Annotated in this window: 15 protein-coding genes and 2 pseudogenes; 7 read left to right on the forward strand and 10 right to left on the reverse strand. The window is 70.0% G+C overall.

What is annotated here, in order from left to right:
• Window positions 1-254: 254 nt before the first annotated feature.
• The 4 genes from ABD951_RS02445 to ABD951_RS02460 form a co-directional block, all read right to left on the reverse strand.
• Window positions 255-1,202, reverse strand: coding sequence for a 3-carboxyethylcatechol 2,3-dioxygenase (locus ABD951_RS02445; protein ID WP_345341763.1), 948 nt, complete (start codon window positions 1,200-1,202; stop codon window positions 255-257).
• Between the two features lie 10 nt (window positions 1,203-1,212).
• The gene (locus ABD951_RS02450) at window positions 1,213-2,082 is read right to left on the reverse strand and encodes an alpha/beta fold hydrolase (protein ID WP_345341765.1); all 870 of its coding nucleotides are present in this window, start codon (window positions 2,080-2,082) and stop codon (window positions 1,213-1,215) included.
• A 17-nt stretch (window positions 2,083-2,099) separates the two neighbouring features.
• Window positions 2,100-3,839: a bifunctional 3-(3-hydroxy-phenyl)propionate/3-hydroxycinnamic acid hydroxylase MhpA gene (gene mhpA, locus ABD951_RS02455; RefSeq protein ID WP_345341767.1), complete on the reverse strand. Its 1,740-nt coding sequence runs from the start codon at window positions 3,837-3,839 to the stop codon at window positions 2,100-2,102.
• Window positions 3,840-4,076: 237 nt separating this feature from the next.
• Entirely contained in the window at window positions 4,077-4,778 is a 702-nt protein-coding gene (locus ABD951_RS02460; protein ID WP_345341769.1) for a helix-turn-helix domain-containing protein, read from the reverse strand.
• A gap of 244 nt (window positions 4,779-5,022) precedes the next feature.
• Between ABD951_RS02460 and ABD951_RS02465 the strand changes: the two genes are divergently transcribed.
• The gene (locus ABD951_RS02465; protein WP_345341771.1) at window positions 5,023-6,408 is read left to right on the forward strand and encodes an MFS transporter; all 1,386 of its coding nucleotides are present in this window, start codon (window positions 5,023-5,025) and stop codon (window positions 6,406-6,408) included.
• Between the two features lie 950 nt (window positions 6,409-7,358).
• Complete coding sequence (locus ABD951_RS02475; RefSeq protein ID WP_345342024.1) at window positions 7,359-7,496, forward strand: hypothetical protein; 138 nt, start codon at window positions 7,359-7,361, stop codon at window positions 7,494-7,496.
• 432 nt (window positions 7,497-7,928) lie between these two features.
• On the opposite strand, the pseudogene ABD951_RS28610 reads toward ABD951_RS02475, so the two are convergent.
• Both ABD951_RS28610 and ABD951_RS02480 read right to left on the reverse strand, forming a co-directional pair.
• Window positions 7,929-8,474: pseudogene (locus ABD951_RS28610) on the reverse strand (DUF222 domain-containing protein); the annotation flags it as partial.
• A complete protein-coding gene (locus ABD951_RS02480; protein WP_345341773.1) occupies window positions 8,366-8,641 on the reverse strand; it encodes a hypothetical protein in 276 nt (91 codons plus the stop codon). The pseudogene ABD951_RS28610 and the gene ABD951_RS02480, both read right to left, overlap by 109 nt.
• Window positions 8,642-8,833: 192 nt before the next feature.
• Here ABD951_RS02480 and ABD951_RS02485 point away from each other — a divergent pair.
• Window positions 8,834-9,372, forward strand: a pseudogene (locus ABD951_RS02485) (sugar O-acetyltransferase).
• Window positions 9,373-9,532: 160 nt separating this feature from the next.
• On the opposite strand, the gene ABD951_RS02490 reads toward ABD951_RS02485, so the two are convergent.
• The 4 genes from ABD951_RS02490 to ABD951_RS02505 all read right to left on the reverse strand — a co-directional run bounded on the left by ABD951_RS02490 (window position 9,533) and on the right by ABD951_RS02505 (window position 13,013).
• Window positions 9,533-9,949, reverse strand: coding sequence for an HIT family protein (locus ABD951_RS02490; RefSeq protein WP_345341775.1), 417 nt, complete (start codon window positions 9,947-9,949; stop codon window positions 9,533-9,535).
• 3 nt (window positions 9,950-9,952) lie between these two features.
• Window positions 9,953-10,657 (reverse strand): TetR/AcrR family transcriptional regulator, encoded by a 705-nt coding sequence (locus tag ABD951_RS02495; protein ID WP_345341777.1) that lies wholly within the window; start codon window positions 10,655-10,657, stop codon window positions 9,953-9,955.
• A gap of 95 nt (window positions 10,658-10,752) precedes the next feature.
• Window positions 10,753-11,613 carry a Fic family protein gene (locus ABD951_RS02500; protein ID WP_345341779.1) on the reverse strand — a complete coding sequence of 287 codons (861 nt, stop codon included), beginning with the start codon at window positions 11,611-11,613 and terminating at the stop codon, window positions 10,753-10,755.
• Entirely contained in the window at window positions 11,610-13,013 is a 1,404-nt protein-coding gene (locus ABD951_RS02505) for a putative nucleotidyltransferase substrate binding domain-containing protein (protein ID WP_345341781.1), read from the reverse strand. Before ABD951_RS02505 ends, ABD951_RS02500 begins: the two co-directional genes overlap by 4 nt.
• 190 nt (window positions 13,014-13,203) lie before the next feature.
• Between ABD951_RS02505 and ABD951_RS02510 the strand changes: the two genes are divergently transcribed.
• Genes ABD951_RS02510 through ABD951_RS02525 form a run of 4 tightly spaced genes read left to right on the forward strand, consistent with a single transcriptional unit; the run spans window position 13,204 to window position 18,235 of the window.
• A complete protein-coding gene (locus ABD951_RS02510; RefSeq protein ID WP_345341783.1) occupies window positions 13,204-14,721 on the forward strand; it encodes an amino acid permease in 1,518 nt (505 codons plus the stop codon).
• A 3-nt stretch (window positions 14,722-14,724) separates the two neighbouring features.
• Window positions 14,725-15,570, forward strand: coding sequence for an urea amidolyase associated protein UAAP1 (locus ABD951_RS02515; protein WP_345341785.1), 846 nt, complete (start codon window positions 14,725-14,727; stop codon window positions 15,568-15,570).
• Window positions 15,567-16,232 (forward strand): urea amidolyase associated protein UAAP2, encoded by a 666-nt coding sequence (locus tag ABD951_RS02520; RefSeq protein ID WP_345341787.1) that lies wholly within the window; start codon window positions 15,567-15,569, stop codon window positions 16,230-16,232. Before ABD951_RS02515 ends, ABD951_RS02520 begins: the two co-directional genes overlap by 4 nt.
• The gene (locus ABD951_RS02525) at window positions 16,229-18,235 is read left to right on the forward strand and encodes a 5-oxoprolinase/urea amidolyase family protein (RefSeq protein WP_345341789.1); all 2,007 of its coding nucleotides are present in this window, start codon (window positions 16,229-16,231) and stop codon (window positions 18,233-18,235) included. The genes ABD951_RS02520 and ABD951_RS02525 overlap by 4 nt, the downstream gene beginning before the upstream one ends.
• Window positions 18,236-18,346 lie beyond the last annotated feature (111 nt).

Genomic DNA, 18,346 nt, shown 5'->3' on the forward strand with positions numbered 1-18,346 from the left:
CATCGCACCGAGTGGAGGATCACAGTTCATGCGTGGCCGGGGCGCCGCGGCGCACAGGCCGTGGCGCCGACGCAGGGAACACCGGCGAGGCCGACGGGGGCACGTCCGGTGGACCAGCCCTGACCGGGGAACGGGTGGGAGTCGGCGTGCGGGTACGGATGCCGGACCGCGTCGAACCCACACTGCCGGCGTGACCGCATCGCGGTCACGCCGGCAGTGTGGGGCGCGGGGCCCCGGCAACCGGGACGCCCCGGTCAGCCGCCGTTCAGAATTGCGGTGGTGACGGCGAAGCCGGCGATGTATTCCCTGATGGGACGGTAGAACTCGTAGGTGACCTCGTAGGCGCCGCAGGCGCGCAGGGCGGAGTAGGCGGCGACCCAGGTGCGCACCTCGTGGGACGAGTGCCCGGCGACGGCGTCCATCTCGTCGGCGGTGTACCGGTCGAAACCTTCCACCCGGCCGGAGCGGCAGACCGCGAGGAACTCCCGGTCCCAGTCGGGGTTCAGGTCCATGATGTCGGCCTCACCCGCGGCAAACTTTCGGGCGGTCTCGATGGTGCCCGCCTGCCGAGCCGCGCGGGCCTCTGCGGTGGGATGGCGCCCGGCGGTGAGGAACTCGCGCTGCGCGTCGGTGGCGGTCGCGAACTGGGGGACCGGGGGGTCGTGCGAGAGGCCGCCGGACCCGATGAACAGCACCCGCTCGTCCACGGCGCGGAAGTACTCGCCGACAGCCCGGCCGAAGGCGCGCACCCGGGACATCGGAACGAAGGGCCGCGCCACGGAATTGACGAACACCGGCAGCACCGGCTTCGCCGCCGCGTCGCCGTCGTAGAGGATTTCCATCGGTTGGACGGCGCCGTGGTCGACCTCCATGCGGCGGGAGATCGCGAGGTCGATGCCGCGGTCGATGACGAACTGCGCCAGGTCCTCCGCGCGGCTCGCCGGGACGTCGAGGTCGCCGGCGTACGAGTCGTAGTCGCCGGTGCCGTGTGCCCGGTAGCCGAGGCAGAACGGCGGCATCAGGTCGTAGAAGAAGCCGTTGAAGTGGTCCGGGCCGAAGTTGACCACCAGGTCCGGGGCGAAGTCGTGGACGAAGGTGCGGGCGTGCTCGAAGGACGCCTCGACCGCCGCCTTCACCTCGTCCGGGGGATCGGCGTGGTCGAGCAGCGGGCTGTGGGACATGCACAGCAGTGCCTGTGTCATGGCTTGCCCCCTACTTCCCGGTGACGCCGTGGCGGGAGAGGTAGTCCGCGATCACGGCGTTGAACTCGTCGGACCGCTCGACCTGCGACCAGTGTCCGCACTGGCTGAAGATGTGCGCGTCGGCGTTCGGGATCACGGTGAGCAGGTCCCAGGTGCGGGAGACGGGGATGACCACATCCTGCACTCCGTGGACGAGCAGGACCGGAATGTCGAGGCGGGCGAGCACGTCGAAGTCGAGCGGCAGTGCGTGGCGATCCCGGTCACGGGCGGCGACGACCTCGGCGAGGCGGTCCGAAGCGGTGTCGTTGAGCGCGGAGGCGTAGCGCAGGGAGACGAGTTCGTCGGTGACCAGGGTCTTGTCGACGACGAACAGTTCGAGGGTCGTGCGGATCCCCTCCTCGGTCAGCGTCGGGTTGGAGTGCCCGGCGAGGGCGCCGGTCAGCTTCGCGCCGCCGGTTCCCATCGACACGATGCCGAGGAGACGTTCGGGGAAGTCGATCGCGAACTGGAAGGCCAGCCAGCCGCCCAGGGAGTTCCCGACGATCCAGGTCTTGTCGATGCCGAGAGCGTCGAGCACCCGCACCGCGTGCCGGACCCATTCCCTGATGCCGTATTCGGTGCCGTCGGGGACGACGGTCTGGCCGTAGCCGATGGAGTCGATCGCGATGCACCGGCCCTGCTCGCTCAGCCGGGGCAGATTCAGCCACCAGTTGGCGGCGGCGGTGACGCCGGTGCCGGAGCCGTGCAGGAACAGGATCGGGGTGCCCTCGCCGAGTTCGTGGTAGTGGGTCAGTTCGCCGTCGGCGGTGGGGAGCCACTTGTCCTCCAGGCCGAAGAACGCGTCGGTGGTGTAGTCGGGGACGGCGACGGTGCTCGTCATGGTGTGCTCCTTCGAGATCAGGCGGACTGGGCGGCGGGGGTGCGGTCACCCTGGGGCACAGCGGTTTCCGCTGGACTGCCGACGAAATGCATGGCCTCGAGGATGGCGTCGAGGGTGGCGGGGGCGTCCTGGGCGAGGCAGGCGCCCGCCACGAAGCGGTCGGGACGCAGGAACACGATCGGCGTCGGCCGGTCGTCGAACCACTTCTTCAGCCGTCCGGTGTGGTCGCCGAGCACCAGAACGCCGGCATCCATGTACTGCTGGGCCCAGTCGCGCTGGGTTTCGGGTACCACGGCGACGAGCCGGGCGCCGAGCGTGGCCAGGGTGTCCAGGGACTTCGTCGGCAGCATCCTGGTCGGGTCGTTGCCCCAGACGATGACCGACCACCAGTTGCCGATCGCGTCGTCGAGCAGGATGTCCGACCGATCGGTGGTGGTGACCCGCGGCTGCGGGAACTGGACGCCGACGGGGGAGACCTTGTTGTTGGCCGTCCGGACCGGGATGAGGCGGCTGGTCAGGGTGGCTGCGGCGCGTCCCGCGGTCCGGGTGGTCGGATCGGCGAGGACACCGCGGGTGTAGCGCGGCATCGGTTTGAACCGCATGTCGGCGAAGTAGCTCTTCACCTGCGGGAAGAGATTCAACGCGGTCGATGCTGCGTCGCGGGCGGCGGCCGCGACCGGGTTGGTGATCTTGATGAACCTGCCGAAGGTGAGGGACAGGTCGACCATCGCCTTCGCGTGCTCCTTGCGTTCGTCGGTGAAGGTGTCGAGCAGGGCGTCGTCGGCCTGACCGGACAGCACCGTGGCGAGTTTCCAGCCGAGGTTGGTCGCGTCGCGCATGCCGGAATTCCAGCCTTGTCCCATCCAGACCGGCATCAGGTGCGCGGCGTCGCCCGCGATGAGCTGACGGCCCTCGCGGAAGTGGGACGCGACGCGGCCGTGGTGGGTGAACACGCGGCGCCGGATGTACTCGAGCGTCGACGGGTCCGGAACATGCTCGGCGAGTAGAGAATTGACGAAGGCGGGGTCGGTGACCTGATCCTCCGACTCGTCGTCGTGCAGCATGAATTCCCAGCGGCGCACCGCGTGGGGGAGTCCGATCGAGACGTACGGGCGCTTCGGGTCGGCTCCGAGGAAGACGTTGGGCGTGCCGAGCGGGTCGTTGTTCACGTCGACGACAAGCCAACGGGTGGAGGGGGATTCGCCCTCGAACTTGACACCCAGGCGTTTGCGGGTCGGGGACTTGCCGCCCTCGCAGCCGACGAGGTACTGCGCGCGGAAGCGGCGCTCGGACACCTCGCCGTCGGCGCCGGCCACCCGGGCCATGGCGGTGACCGACGTGGCGTCCTCGACGACCTCCTCGACGCGGTGGCCGAACAGCACCCGCACGGTGTCCCAGCGGCTCAGGCCCTGGTACAGCGCGCGGTCCACCTCGGGCTGGATGAAACCGTGCTTGCGCTCCCAGCCGAACTCGTCGGTCTGCGGATTGTTGACCAGGATGACCTTCCCGGCGCCGTTGACCAACCGCATGACGTGCTGCGGGTTGGTGTGTGGTCGGACGGCGTCGACGAGGCCGACGGTCTGGATCGTGCGGAAGGACTCGTCGTCGAGGCCGACCCCGCGCGGGTAGTCGATCAGGTCGTCGAGGGCTTCGAGCACGGTGACCGAGCGGCCGTACATGCCGAGGATGTTCGCGAGCATCAGACCGACCGGTCCTGCGCCGACGATGACGACGTCACTGTCTTCGGTGGTGTTCATCGCTCCCTGCCCTTTGTGCTTTCGCGGGGTGTCGACGTCGCCCCGTGACACCGACAATCCCAAGTATGTTCGTTATTTGCACACTAACAATCGTTAGTTGCACGCTGATGTCCACTATGTGAGCACGGTCGCATCGGGGGTGTCAAGGTTCGGCGCAGCGCGAAACGGCGAGACCCGCCTCGGCGTGGCGCCGGGCGGGTCTCGTGTCGGGGTGGGGAATTCAGGTGAACCAGCAGGTCACATCGCGTATCGGCTCAGTTCCGCGGCGGCCGCGAGGGTGGCCTCGACGGAGTCGTCGATCAGGTCCTTCGAGGCGCTGATCAACGTCAGGCAGGCGGCGGGTTCGTTCGCCGGGCGGGTCAACGGGACTCCCAGGCCCCAGTAACCCGCCTCGACCTCGCCGAAGCTCACCACGTAGCCGGTCCGGCGGCCCTCGGTCACTCGTGGATCCTCGTCGGGGCGTGGTGGCAGGGCCGCGAGCAGCGCGTACCCCGCCGCGCCCCGGCCGAGGGGGTGCCGCCCACCCTGCCGGAACGACACCCGGACGGTGGAGTTGGCCGGTTCGGTGACGGTGACCGCGACGGCGTCCTCCGCCTCGGCGACGAACAGGGCGACGCTCGCGCCGAGGCGGTTCGCCAGGTCCTGCATCGCGGGAGTCGCCTGCTCCCGCAGTCCCGAGTAGACCTCCCTGGCGAGCGCGGCGAGGCCGCCGGCTGCGCGGTATCGCCCGTCGGGTCCGCGGTTGATCAGCCGATGGTCCGCAATGGTCGACAACAGGCGGGTGGCGATGCTGCGGTGCACGCCGAGCCGTTCCGCGACGTCCTGAATCGTCAGTCCCCCAGGGGAATACGCGACCAACTCGAGCGCGCTCAGGCCGCGAGCGAGGGTCTGGGTGCCCGCGGCACGCGTCGACAGGGCGTTCGTCTCCGGAGTGGCCACAGCTCACTCTAAGTCCCCGTGGGTGGGCGTCGCTCACACGAATCGACAATTGACATCGGCCGTGAGCGCTGTCACTCTTGGCTCCGCCGCGAGTGTTCCGGAGCCCCGCCGCCCCTCGCGTTCAATCCCCCGAGTCTGCACTCCAACCGAGTCGACCCGACGTTCGCGTGAACATGCCCGCGACCGGTCGTCGACGGTCTCGCCGACGCGCTGGGGGATCCTCACCTCCTGCGAAAGGCCCACCATGGACATCCGCGAAGCGATTCGCACCCAACCGATGCGCCGCTATCAGATCACCACCATCGTGATCTGCTTCCTGCTGTGCATGGTCGACGGATTCGAGATCCTGATCATGGCGTTCGTCGCGCCGCACCTGAGCAAGGACTGGGGTCTCGACTCCGTCCAGATCGGGTACCTGCTCAGTGCCGGACTGATCGGTATGGCGGTTGGGGCGTTCGGCCTCTCTCCCCTCGGCGACCGGTTCGGCAGGCGCACGATGACGATCGCGTGCCTGGTGCTCGTCACCATCGGCATGGGATTGTCGGCGATCGCGCCCGGCCCCGAACAGCTGATCGCCTTCCGCGCGTTCGCCGGACTCGGCATCGGCGGTCTCGTCGCGGGCCTGAACATCCTCGTCTCGGAGAACAGCAGCGACAGGAGGCGGGGCCTCGCGCTCGGCATCTACGGTGCCGGGCTCCCCGCCGGTGTCGCCCTCGGCGGCGCGATCTCCGGTGTGCTGATCGCCCAGTTCGGGTGGCGTTCCGCGTTCGTGTTCGGCACGGTCGTCACCGCGATCCTGCTGCTCGTCGTCGTCCGATCGCTGCCCGAGTCCACCGAGTTCCTGATCGAGAAGCGGCCGAGGAACGCACTCGGGAAGTACAACGCGATCGCGACCAGGCTCGGCTACGAGACGTCGGAGCACCTTCCGCAGCCGGTGGCCGCCGCGCAGGTGCGCAGTGTTCGCGGCGGCCTGTTCACCGGCATCATGGGTCGGCGCACCGTGATGCTGTGGCTGGGCTACTCCTGCCTGATGGCGGCGTTCTACTTCGCGAACACCTGGACCCCGAAACTGCTCACCGACGTCACCGGCAACGCGGGTACCGGCACCGTGGCCGGTGTGCTCATCAACGTCGGGGGCGTGATCGGTGCCCTGGTGTTCGCCGCGTTGACCATGGTGGTGCGGCCGCGGATCGTCAACACGATGCTCATGTTCGGTGGCGCGGTCGTGTTCGCCGCGTACGCAACCGGATTCCAGATGGTCGCCCTCGGCATGGCGCTGTGCGTACTGGTCGGCATGGCGGCGAACGGCGGCGTCGCCGGCTACTACGCGATCAGCCCGTCGGTCTACCCGGCCGCGGTCCGCGGCACCGGCGTGGGGCTGATGATCGGCGTCGGCCGGCTGGTCTCGATCGTCGCCCCGATCCTCACCGGGTATCTGCTCGACGGTGGGTGGACGCCGGAGAAGCTCTACTACCTCTTCGCTGGCGTCCTCGTCGTCGCCGGAGTGTTCATGTTCGCCCTCGACCGCACCTACCGCGGGCGCAGCGAGAACCCGGAGACTCCGGAGGCGCTGAGCGACGGTCAAGACCCCGAGGATCGGGGCTCGACCCGGGCGGCCTCGTACGCATAGACCGTGGTTGGGTCCGGCACACGCTGCGTGGTCCGAGGGTCTCCGGTCGCTCCTGATCGTCGCTGGCGGCCGCCGCTCGGGACCAAGCATGTGGCAGCGAAATGCAGCTCAGGAACGGAGGGCCCGTCGACCGATATCGTTCCACTTAGGCGTGCGATCAGAAGGGTGCCGGTTCGTCCTGCCTGCCGCGGTCGCCGATATCCGGTGGCCAGGAGGAATCGTTCCCGTCCACGACGGTGATCGGCGTCGAGGAGTCGATCACCGCGATCGGCGGGGTGTGGACGTCGACGACGTACCGCGGGTCTGCTTCGATGCCGCGGCCCCGGTGGGGGTCGAAAAGTCGCGCCAGGGTCAGAGGGTCGGTGAGGGTCAGGCCGTGTGTGGCAGCGAGCGCCTCCTCCGCTGCCCGGCAGGTGTCGCTGAATGCGCCTGCGGGTTCGGTGACGACGAGTTCCCCGGTGGGGGTGGTCCATTCGAGCCTGCCGCCGCCGAACTGGCGGACCTTCCAGAGGCCTCGTGTCTTCAGGCGGTGGTGTTTGCGGCACAGGGCACGCGAGGTTCTGCTCGACGGTCAGGCCACCCCGTTCGGGCTGGGCGTGGTCGAACGGGATGGTGTGGTCGATGTCGCAGGTGATGGCGCGGGCGCTGCAGCCGGGGAACCGGCAGATGCCGTCACGGGCGCGGACGATCTCGGCCAGCCGCGTGGAGGGCCGGTAGGTGAGTTGTTCGCGGTGGGCTCTGCTGCGTTCGTGGATCGCGGCCGGTGTGATGCCTGCGGCCCGGAGCGCTCGGCCGATCCCGACGATGGCGCCGTGTGGGAGCACGTCGACGCGACGGCCGGCGAGCCAGGCCCGGGCGGGATCGGGTTCGGGTTCGGGCACCGCTGTTCTCGAGGCCGCGCTCGTGGGTCGCGTCGACCGCCGACGTGGCGGCGCAACTCCGGGTCCGGTGTGACCACAGAGGGCGTCGAGCACCGCTTCACGGTCGGCTTCGGTGAGGGTGAGGACCTTCCGCCAGGTTCCGTCGCCCGCGATCTCGCGGGCGAGGTCGGCATCTATCCAGCCGTGGCCGGCGAGGTAGCCGGGTAGGTCGTCGAGTCCGAGGAGGGTGGTCACGTTCACCCTGACGTGGATCGTCGCGGGCGGCAGCGTGGCGAGTGCGGGCGCGGGGCCGCCGGGTTCCGCGGCTGTCGTCGCCGTGGTCTGCGAGGGGCCTGGCTCGGCAACAGGGTTCGGTGCAGCCTTTCCGGCAGCATTCGTTGCGCCGTTGCTGTCAGTGCTGGGCACGATCGCGGGCGCGGGGCTACGGCGTTCCTCGTCCATTGTCGCCGTGGTCGGCGGCGGGTCCGACCCGGTGTCGGGGTTCGGTTCCGCTGTGCCGCTCGCGGTGTCGCCGGTGTCCGGCCCGGGCGCACCGCCTCTGTCGGTGCTGTTCATTGCGGTGGCCGCGGGGTCGGGCCGCGGTCCGGTCGCCGGGCAGTCGCGTCGACCGCACCGGCATTCCAGGTGCCCGGCTCCGGCGGCGAGGGCGATCAGGGCGTCGGCGCGGCGCTGCGCGAACGTGCGGGGATCGCGACCGCACACTTCGAAGCACATGCGGCGCAGCCGCATCGCCACGACCTGCCCGCCCGGTCCCGGCAGGGTGCCCTCGATCGCGCAGGTCCCGTCGTCGTTGGCGCGGAAGCGAACGTCGCGGTCGTCGTCGGCGCGTTCGCGGCGTCGCTTCGCGCCCTCGGGATCGTGCCGGGCGATGAGCCGACGTGCCTTCGCGCGCAGTCGCGAGGTGTTCAGATGCATCGAGCCGTCGAGGAGTAGATTCTCGATCGTTGCGACCCTGTCCTCGGACACGTTCGCGAGGACATCCGAAATCGCCTGCGCGCGAATCTGATCGATCTCGCCCGTCGCGAACTCGGTCGACGTCGCGTGCAATCGCCAGCGGAGGTCCAGGCCCAGACCGATCACCCGCTGGGCAGCGACCTCCGCCACCGATAGACGAACCCGACCTCCGCGCTCGTGAACTCGCCCTGAAAGGCCTCGTTGCAGCCGCGCCGCTCGTCCTCCGCGCACCGTGCCAGATACACGGTCGCGATCGCGTCCACTTCCAGGAACTGCGCCCGGGAGATCGCCGCGTGCTGTTCCCGCAACACCGTCGACCACTCCGACTCCGGGACACCCGACAAGACACCGGAAGCCGCCGCCCCCGGTGCCTGAGTCGAATCCCTCGAATCGAACATGTGTACGAATCTACGCGGATCCGCCGACGCTGTCGAGCATCATTCGCCATCCACATCTTCGGCAGTTGGGCGGCCGGCGCGCTGTCGGTCGGTACGGGAAGTGCCCTCCCGCGCTTGCGAACCGGGCGCAGGGACCTTCGGGACAGGAGAAGCCCCGTAGGGTCGTGCTTCGTGAGCGAACAGCGAGAACGCATGCTGCGTGGGGACCTGTACCGCGACAACGACGAGGACTGGTTGCCGATCGCAAGGCGTGCCAACGTCTCCTCGATCGATTCAACGCAACCCTCGCCGATGACGACGCCCTGCGCCGGGACCTACTGGACAAGCTCCTGGGGTCACTGGGCCCGGGATCGTGGATCATGCCCCGGTTCCAGTGCGACTACGGTCAGTACATCCATATCGGCGCGAACAGCTTCCTCAACTACGACGCGATCTTGATGGACTGCGCGCCCATCACCATCGGTGACGACGTGTCGATCGGGCCGAGGGCACAGCTGCTCATCGCTCTTCACCCGATGGCCGATCACGAGGCGCGCCGCCGGCGATGGGAAACGGCGGCGCCGATCACCCTCGGAAGCAATGTCTGGATGGGTGGCGGGGTCACGGTGTGCCCGGGTGTGACCGTCGGCGACAACACCGTGATCGGTGCAGGCAGCGTGGTGACGAAGGATGTGCCGGCCCACGTCTTCGCCGCCGGGAACCCGTGTCGCGTCATCAAACCGCTGCCGTGACGAAGGTTCGGCTTTTCGGGGCGCCCGGTCCGTGACGTCGCCGCGGTCGACCTCCCGTCCCACAGTCCGCGCCTACGGCGGTGGGTGGGGCCACCGGATCTGTCGCCTCGACGAACTGAGCGTCAGGATGTTGGAGGTGTGCGGGTCGTAGTGGCGGTGATCAGCCGAGGGCCGACCTGATGCGTGCCGCGTAGTCGGCCGCCTCGGCGTAGTCGGTGTATGTGGTTCTCGGCCAGAAGAAGCCGCGCAGGCCGTCGCCCCTGGTGCGGGGTACGACGTGGACGTGCAGGTGGGCGACCGACTGCGAGACCACGTTGTTCATCGCGACGAACGACCCCTGTGCATCCAGGCCGGCGACCATCGCCGCGGAGAGGCGCTGTGCGACGGTGAAGACCGGGGACACGAGGTCTGCGGGCAGGTCGGCCAGCACGTGGACGTGGGTTCGCGGCACGAGCAGTACATGGCCCTTGATCAGGGGCCGACGGTCGAGAAACCCGACCGTGTCCGAGTCCTCGTGCACGATGTGCGCGTCGACCCGCCCGGCGACGATGTCGCAGAACACACAGTCGGCCGGCATCGTTCACTGCTCCCGGCACTGCTCGAGCAGCGCCTCGGCCTGCGGGTGGAGGTCGTCGACACCGGCCCAGCCGAGCACCAGCAGGCCGGCCGTCGCGATGGTCGTCGCGGTGACGATGTCGCTCGCGTCGCCGGTGCTTTCCGCGTCGCTGCGTTCGTTGATCACCGTCTCGACGATGCGGAACGGCAGGCCACACCGCGCGACGTCGTCGTCGTCGCGCGCAGCAGTGCCGGATTCGTGAGGTGCGAGATCGGTGCGGACGAGGCGGGACAGGTGGGCGTACCGGGTCCGTAGCTTCCGCCTCTCCTCCCGGAATCGGGTGAAGCGTTCGGTGCGCAGTTCCGGAAGGAGGTACAGGGCACCGAGATTCCACCGGCCCGACAGCAGTTGCCCGGCATCGAACAGCAGGAGCGCGTACAGCCGGACCGCTGCCGGTTCGGGACGGTCGACCAGTCGGTTCGCCAGTGTCAGTGCCTCCGACACGGTGCCTTCGAGCAGCGCCACGAGGATGTCGTCCTTGGTGGCGAAGTGGTGGTAGAGGGACGCCTGCCGCACACCGACGGCATCGGCGATCTGACGAGTCGACGTGGACGCGAAACCCTTGGTGGTGAACAGTTCCGCCGCGGCGTCGAGGATTTCGGCAGCCGCGGTTCCGCCCGGCCGGCGTTGCTTGCTCAGGCGGGGGCGTCCGGGGCCGGCAGTGGTCACGCTTCCATCCTGCCAGGGCCGAGCCGGGACGCCGTGTAACCGACTTCGGAGGTGCGATGACCGTGTTTCCGCCCGTCCCGCGTTCCGCACACACATCACCGATGCGGTGTTCCGCTGACGGTCGGTGTCGACACCAGGGCCCGCCGCAGCAGCGGGATCATCGGCCGGGGGCTCGGCGCGCCGGTGCGCCGGAACGGCGCCGAATCCCGCGACGCGCCAACCCACTCCGCCGGGTCGACACCGGACAGGTCGAGCCGGAACCCCGTCGCGGCGCACAGTTGATGCAGCAGCAGGGTTCCGGTGCGGCCGTTGCCCTCCCGGAAGGGGTGCGCGTGGTTGTAGGTCACGTAGACCGCGGCCAGCGCGTACGCGAGAGAGCCGCGATCGGCGCGCGGCCAGTCGACCGTCGCGATCGCGATCTCCACCTCGCGCAGGTACCGGCCGATCGTCGCGACCGGCGCGAAACCGTCACCGTTCTTCGACAGGTCCACGATCCGGGCCTGGCCGGCCCACCCGAACACGTCGCCGAAGACGTGCCGGTGCAGGTCGTGGATGTGGTCGGCGTCGATCCGGCGGACCGGGGGAGTGCCCCGCAGGTGTGCCTGAAGTAGTCGCGACGCGGTTGCCGCGAACTCCACGTCCCGGAGCTGGGCGGCGTCCCGGATCCCGAAGTTGTTGCGCAGCACCGATGTCCCGGTCACCAGGTAGGGCTGCGGTAGCGCGAAGCGGCGGCGGCGGGTGGTCACCGCCGCCGTGGAGGCGTGCTCCCGGCGGTGCTCGAGGTAGCGATCGTGAACGAGGTCGCCCCTGGCCAGCGCGACCAGGTCCGCGGCGTCCGTGCGGTCCGGCCGCCACCCTTCCAGGATCTCGGCGGCGACGGTCTGGTCGACGGCGTGGGCGGTCGCGGGCGGAAGTTCGGTGAACAGGTCCGGCCACGCGGTGGACGCCGCGATCATGCCGGCGGTCCGGAGTACGCGAGTTTGCGCTGTACCCCGGCGATCTCGCGGACCGCGCCGGCGAGGAGGCTGCGTTGCAGGGGGCTCAGCGCGTCGGGGTCGACCACGTCCGTCGGCGGCTCACCCAGCTCGATCAGATCGCACTGATGGCGCAGTCGGATCTGGGTGAGCACATCGAAAGTCTCCGCGAGAATCCGGCCGTCGTCCGCCGGCAGCACGCCGGCCGACACCCCCGCCCGCAGTCGCGCCGGGGTGGTCTCGGCATCCAGTCCCGCGGCGGTGCCCGCCCACCGGGCGATGTTCACGATCGGCGCCAGGCCCTGCGTCTTGACGTCCACCGGCTCGGTGCGGCGGGTCAGATTCCACCGCCGCGACCCGAGCACAGCCTTCTCCTCGACGGCTTCGCGCAGCAGCAGTCCGAGCACCTCGGGTCTCGACCGCAGGGCCGCGGCGGTGTGCGCTGCCAGGTCGAGGTCCGGGTCGCCGTGGATCACGCGGCTGTCGACGAGCATCGACAGCATCACCAGCGCCTGGTCGGACCAGGGGTCGGCGAGCCAGCCGTCGATCGCCTCGTGCCAGGCCTCGCGTGGCCGTGCGAACCGTGGGCGCGATGCCACCGCACCCTTCTCGTCGGCGCGCAGGCCACAGCGGCCGAGGAGGTCGTGGACCCGCGCCGCGCGCGCTCGCGCGTCCTCGGTGGCGACCGTGGCGGTCCATGACGTCGCACTGTCCACGTCCGAGCTCGGCATCGCCTCGCGGCGCGCGACGCTGCCGAGGCCGAGCCAGGCGGTGCGGGGGGACGTCTCGGTGTCGGTGATCTCGACCGCGCGGACGACGGCGGTGTCGACGACGACGGAGAGGATCGCGCTCACATCGGTGGCCGCGACGCGGGCCCGCGTCAACTCGGTCACCAGTCGGGGGATCCGGGCGGTCGCAGTGACGAGAGCGCCGGCGTCCTCGGCCCGCGCGATGTCGCCGCGAATCAGGAAGCCGGCGCGCGTCGCGTTGGCCAGCAGATCCGCGTCCTCGACCACCCCGAGCGGTTCGCCGGTGTCGGAGACGACGGGTAGGCGACGGACGCCGTGCGTGAGCATCTCCAGCAGGGCGTCCGCACCGAGGACTTCGGCCGCGACGGTGCGGGCGGGCGCACTCATCACGGTGGACACCGGACCCTGCGGGTTCAGCGCTGCCGCAACCACTCTCCGACGCAGATCGCCCTCCGTGAGGATGCCGAGCACTCCTCCGGGCAGGCGAATCACCGCACACCGTCGACGCGCCTCGGTCATCAAACGGGCCGCGTCGGCGATCGAGGTCTCGGGGGTGCAGGTCGGGACGGGTCCGTGCAGCAGTTCGCCGACCGGTCGCATGGCCGGATCGCGGACCACCAGCGGTGAATTCATGCGGCCCATCCTGACAGCTGTCGACCCGAAACCGGTTGTGTGAGCAGCCGGAAATCGGGCCGTAACGCGCGTCATCGAGCGGCAACGCAACCGCTACACGGCGAAACGCGGGAGACACCGTGAGAACACGGTCGCCACGAAAACTGTCAACCGACAGAAACCCCCGACCGCGCGCCTCGCAGGAGAGCCCATGACGACCGTGGCATCAAAGACCGGCGACGACGGTGACCTCGCCGAGTTCGGGTACGAGCAACAGCTGCATCGCTCCCTCGGCAAGTTCGCCTCCTTCGCCGCCGGATTCTCGTTCGTGTCGATTCTGACGACCATCTTCCAGTTGTTCGGGCTCGGTTTCGGATTCGCCGGACCGGCCTTCTTCTGGACCTGGCCCGTGGTGTTCGTCGGCCAGTTCATGGTCGCGCTGTGCTTCGCGGAACTCGCGGCGCGCTACCCGATCTCGGGTGCGATCTACCAGTGGTCACGCCGGATGGCGGGCGAGGTGATCGGCTGGTTCGCCGGCTGGTTCATGATCCTCGCCCAGATCGTCACCGCCTCCGCGGCGGCCATCGCGCTGCAGGTGGTGCTGCCGAACGTCTGGAGCGGCTTCCAGGTCATCGGCGACGATCCGTCGCTCACCTCGCCGTCGGGCGCCGCGAACGCGGTGCTCCTCGGGTCGGTGCTGCTGGTGCTGACCACGACCGTCAACTGCATCGGCGTGAACTGGATGTCGCGGATCAACAACATCGGCGTCACCTGTGAGATCGTCGGCGTCATCGCGGTGATCGGCATGTTCTTCACCCACGCCCAGCGCGGCCCGCAGGTGGTGTTCGACACCGGCGAGGCCGGCGCCCAGCCCGGCTACATCTGGGCGTGGATCGTCTCCGGGCTGATGGCCGCCTACGTGATGGTCGGCTTCGGGTCGGCCGGTGAGCTGGCCGAGGAGACCCGCAATCCCCGCCGCGTCGCGCCCCGCACCATCCGGCTCGCGCTGTCGGTGTCCGCGCTCGGCGGTGGGCTGATGATCGTCGGGGCACTGATGGCGGCGCCCAGTCTGACCGACGGCCGACTGGCCACCGAGGGCCTGCCGTACGTGCTGAACTCGATCCTGTCGTCGCCGTGGGGCACCCTGCTGTTGGTCGACGTGGCGATCGCGGTCACCGTGTGCACCCTGGCGATCCAGACCGCGGCGTCGCGGCTGATGTTCTCGATGGCCCGCGACGGCCGGCTGCCCGCGTCGCACGTGCTCTCGAGGGTCAGCCCGCGCACCGGGACCCCGATCGCCCCGTCCGTGCTCATCGGTGTCCTGTGCATCGCGGTACTGGCCGTGAACGTCGGCAACTCGGCGATCTTCGCGACCCTGTCGAGTGTCTGCATCATCCTGATCTACCTGGCGTACCTGCTGGTCACCCTCCCCTTGCTGGTCCGGCGGCTGACGGGCTGGCCGAACGGCGGCCCGCAGGTCGACGCCGAGGGCAGGCCGCTGTTCTCCCTCGGCCGGTGGGCGCTGCCCGTCAACATTGCCGCCGTGGCCTACGGATCGCTCATGGTGATCAACCTCTCCTGGCCGCGCGCCGAGATCTTCAACCCGACGGGGGAGTACCCCGTCCTGCAGTGGGCCGGTCCGCTGACCGTCGCCGCGGTGGTGCTCCTCGGAGCGCTCTGCTACCCGCGCGGCAAGGCCGTCCCGGTCCCCGTGACGATTGGAGCCTGAGCAGTGTCCACCACCAGCACCGCGAACACCACCGCCGCCCGCGCGCACGCCCGATCCCAGGCCGGCGCGAGCACGGACTCGATGCCGGTACTGCCCGCATCCGCGTGGCCGACCCCGCCCGCCGGAGTCGACGCGGGCCGGCTCACCTGGGCGGAGACCGTGCCGGGTGGTCGCTACACCGGCAAGGTCCTCGCCCGCGGCACCCGGATCCGGTTGCGGGACATCGACGGGCGCGCCTGTGCCCACGTCCTGCTGTACCGGGCCGACGCCCCGCACGAGCGACTCAACGTGGCCGACACCGTCAAGGTGCCGTGGCAGGCGTACCTCGGCGTCGGACACCCGCTGCTGTCGGATCAGGGTCGCGTCCTCGCGACCGTCGTCGCCGACACCTCCGGTGCGCACGACACCTTCTGCGGCGTCACCACTCTCGCCGGCAACACCGCCAGGTACGGCGACGGCACTGCCCACTCCGCCACACCGGCGGGGCGGGAGCTGTTCGTGCTCGCCGGCGCCAAGCACGATCTCACCGTCCGTGACCTGTCGCCCTCGCTGTCGTTCTTCCACGGTGTGCGCGTCGAACCGGACGGCGCCCTCACCCCGACCGGCAACGCGGGAGCCGACACCGTCGTGGAACTGCTGCTGCACCTGCCGCTGATCGTGCTGATCGCCAACACCGCCCACCCGCTCGACGTCGCCGCGGACTACCCGACCACCGCGCTCGAGGTGCTCGCCTGGCAGGCGCCGGAGGACCTCGAGGACCTGCCGAACGACGACCCCGAATACCTGCGCGCCGTACTGAACACCGAAGACGCCTGGGCCGCATCGCGGTTCGGAAAGGACGCCCGATGACCGCCGCCGTGACCAGCCCCGAGTCGCTCGCCCTCGTACCCGGCACCGTCGTCCTCGACGAGATCGTCGGCGCCCGTGGACCGTGGTCCGCGGTCGTCCGCGCCGGAGGCGTGCTCACGATCGTCGACCTGCACGGCAACCAGGCCGTCGACACCCTGATCTACTCCGCCGCCGACTCGTCCGTCCGGTACGACGCGGCGGCGACCGTCGCGGCGCAGCGATCTCTGTTCCTCACCACCGGCTCGGTGCTGCGCGGAAACGAGGGGTTCGCGCTGATGACGATCGTCGGCGACGAGGTCGGCAACCACGACACCGTCGGCGGCGCCTGCTCGCAGGAGTCGAACACCCTGCGCTACGGCCACCACACGAAGCATCAGCACGCCTGCGTCGAGAACTTCCTGATCGAGGGCGCGAAGTGGGGCCTCGGCAAGCGGGACCTGGTCTCCAACATCAACTTCTTCATGAACGTGCCCGTCGACGCGGACGGCACCCTCGGCATCGTCGACGGGCTGTCCGCGCCCGGCAAGCGCCTCGCGCTCCGCGCCGACGTGGACGTGCTGGTCCTCGTGTCGAACTGCCCGCAGATCAACAACCCCTGCAACGGCTTCGACCCGACCGAGGTCCGGATGATCGTCACCCGACCCGCCGAGGAGCAGCGATGAGCACCGTCATCACCGTCGAACGTCCGGGCATGCTCGCCACCGTCCAGGACTGGCCGGGCCGGGTCGGGTACTGGCAGATCGGGGTGCCGCCCTCGGGTCCGATGGACGACCTGTCGTTCCGGCTCGGCAACGTCGCGGTGGGGAACCCCGAGGGTGCGGCGGGGCTGGAGTTCGCGATGTCCGGGCCGGCGGTGCGGTTCTCCGGGACCGCCGTCGTGTGCGTCGCCGGTGCGCCGGTGCCGGTGCGGGTGGACGGTCGTGCGGTACCGATGTGGCAGCCCGTCACGGTGCCCGCGGGCGGGGTGCTCGACATCGGTGCCGCCTCCGGTCCCGGGCTGCGGTTCTACCTGCTCGTCCAGGGCGGCATCTCCGTCCCGGAGTACATGGGCAGCGGCGCGACGTTCACGCTCGGGAAGTTCGGCGGCCACGAGGGTCGGGTGCTGCGGGCGGGCGATGAGCTCACCGTGGGTGGTGTGAACCCGAATCACGTTATGGCGCAGCCGGTTCCGAGCGAACATCGACCGGTCATCGCCGGCCGGTGGGAGATCGCGGTCACCGAGGGGCCGCACGGGGCGCCGGAGTTCTTCACCCGCGCCGACATCGACACCCTGTACGCCACCGACTACGAGGTGCACTTCAACTCCGACCGCACCGGAGTCCGCCTCGTCGGTCCGCAGCCGGACTGGGCGCGCCCGGACGGCGGCGAGGCCGGGCTGCACCCGTCCAACATCCACGACAACGCCTACTCCGTTGGGGCACTGGACTTCACCGGCGACACCCCGATCCTGCTCGGCCCCGACGGACCCAGTCTGGGCGGCTTCGTGTGCCCGGTGACCGTCGTCGCGGCCGAGCGCTGGAAACTCGGTCAGCTGGCACCGGGGGACGCGGTGCGGTTCGTGCCGGTCCGCGCCGACCGCGCGGCCTCGGCACGTGCACTCGGGGTGAGCCGGCGGGCGCACCTGCCCGCGGTCTTCTCCTCCGGCGGTGACGGTGACGACGGCGTGATCGCCCGGCGGGACGGCGCGACCAGCGTCACGTACCGGCGGTCCGGCGACGACAACGTGCTCGTCGAGTACGGCGATCCGACCCTCGACCTGGCCCTGCGCGCCCGGGTCCACGCCCTCCACGAGCAGCTCGCGGCGCAGCGCCCGGCCGGATTGCTCGACCTGACGCCGGGAATCCGGTCGCTGCAGGTCCGCGTCGACCCCGACGTGCTTCCGGTGCGCTCGCTGATGGGGCTGCTCGGCGAGCTCGAGGACGCGATCCCCGATTCGTCGCGGCTGGTGGTGCCGAGCCGGGAGGTGCGGATGCCGCTGTCGTGGGACGACCCGGCGACGCGGGAGGCGATCGAGCGGTACATGCGCGGCGTGCGCGCCGACGCGCCCTGGTGCCCGTGGAACATCGAGTTCATCCGCAGGATGAACGGACTCGACTCCGTCGCCGACGTGTTCGACACGGTCTTCGACGCCGAGTACCTGGTGCTCGGCCTCGGGGACGTGTACCTGGGCGCGCCGGTCGCGACCCCGCTGGACCCGCGGCACCGGCTGGTCACCACCAAGTACAACCCGGCCCGCACCTGGACCCCCGAGAACGCGGTCGGGATCGGCGGCGCCTACCTGTGCATCTACGGGATGGAGGGGCCGGGTGGATACCAGTTCGTCGGCCGCACCACGCAGGTGTGGAACCACCGTTTCCCGGGTGCGTCGGCCGCGTTCGAGGAGGGCACGCCGTGGCTGCTGCGGTTCTTCGACCGGATCTCCTGGTACCCGGTCGAGCCGGACGAGCTGCTCGAGCTGCGGGCGGACGTCGCGGCCGGCGGCCCCGGTGGGGTGCGGATCAGCGAGGGCAGCTTCGCGCTCGCCGAGCACGAGGCGTTCCTCGCCGCGAACGCCGAGTCGATCGCGGCGTTCCGGACCTCCCAGTCCGCCGCGTTCGCGGCCGAACGCGAGGCATGGGCATCGGCCGGCGAGTTCGCGAGGCAGGCGGGGGAGAAGGCGGCCTGACCTGAGCGAACGGCGACCGCTCGGATTGTCCGAGTTGCACGGGAGGGGTGAACGGGTGTTCACTCCCTAAGGGGTGAATGTTGGTTCACCCCTCCTGATCGCCATGCCCGA

This window comes from Rhodococcus olei (genome assembly GCF_039540555.1).
Classification (GTDB): Bacteria; Actinomycetota; Actinomycetes; order Mycobacteriales; family Mycobacteriaceae; genus Rhodococcus_G; species Rhodococcus_G olei.

Excerpts from the sequence above, each read along its gene's own strand:
- ABD951_RS02445 (WP_345341763.1), bottom strand. The coding sequence starts at position 1,202 with ATGACACAGGCACTGCTGTGCATGTCCCACAGCCCGCTGCTCGACCAC.
- ABD951_RS02450 (WP_345341765.1), bottom strand. The coding sequence starts at position 2,082 with ATGACGAGCACCGTCGCCGTCCCCGACTACACCACCGACGCGTTCTTC.
- mhpA (WP_345341767.1), bottom strand. The coding sequence starts at position 3,839 with ATGAACACCACCGAAGACAGTGACGTCGTCATCGTCGGCGCAGGACCG.
- ABD951_RS02465 (WP_345341771.1), top strand. The coding sequence starts at position 5,023 with ATGGACATCCGCGAAGCGATTCGCACCCAACCGATGCGCCGCTATCAG.
- ABD951_RS02480 (WP_345341773.1), bottom strand. The coding sequence starts at position 8,641 with ATGTTCGATTCGAGGGATTCGACTCAGGCACCGGGGGCGGCGGCTTCC.
- ABD951_RS02490 (WP_345341775.1), bottom strand. The coding sequence starts at position 9,949 with ATGCCGGCCGACTGTGTGTTCTGCGACATCGTCGCCGGGCGGGTCGAC.
- ABD951_RS02500 (WP_345341779.1), bottom strand. The coding sequence starts at position 11,613 with ATGATCGCGGCGTCCACCGCGTGGCCGGACCTGTTCACCGAACTTCCG.
- ABD951_RS02505 (WP_345341781.1), bottom strand. The coding sequence starts at position 13,013 with ATGAATTCACCGCTGGTGGTCCGCGATCCGGCCATGCGACCGGTCGGC.
- ABD951_RS02510 (WP_345341783.1), top strand. The coding sequence starts at position 13,204 with ATGACGACCGTGGCATCAAAGACCGGCGACGACGGTGACCTCGCCGAG.
- ABD951_RS02520 (WP_345341787.1), top strand. The coding sequence starts at position 15,567 with ATGACCGCCGCCGTGACCAGCCCCGAGTCGCTCGCCCTCGTACCCGGC.
- ABD951_RS02525 (WP_345341789.1), top strand. The coding sequence starts at position 16,229 with ATGAGCACCGTCATCACCGTCGAACGTCCGGGCATGCTCGCCACCGTC.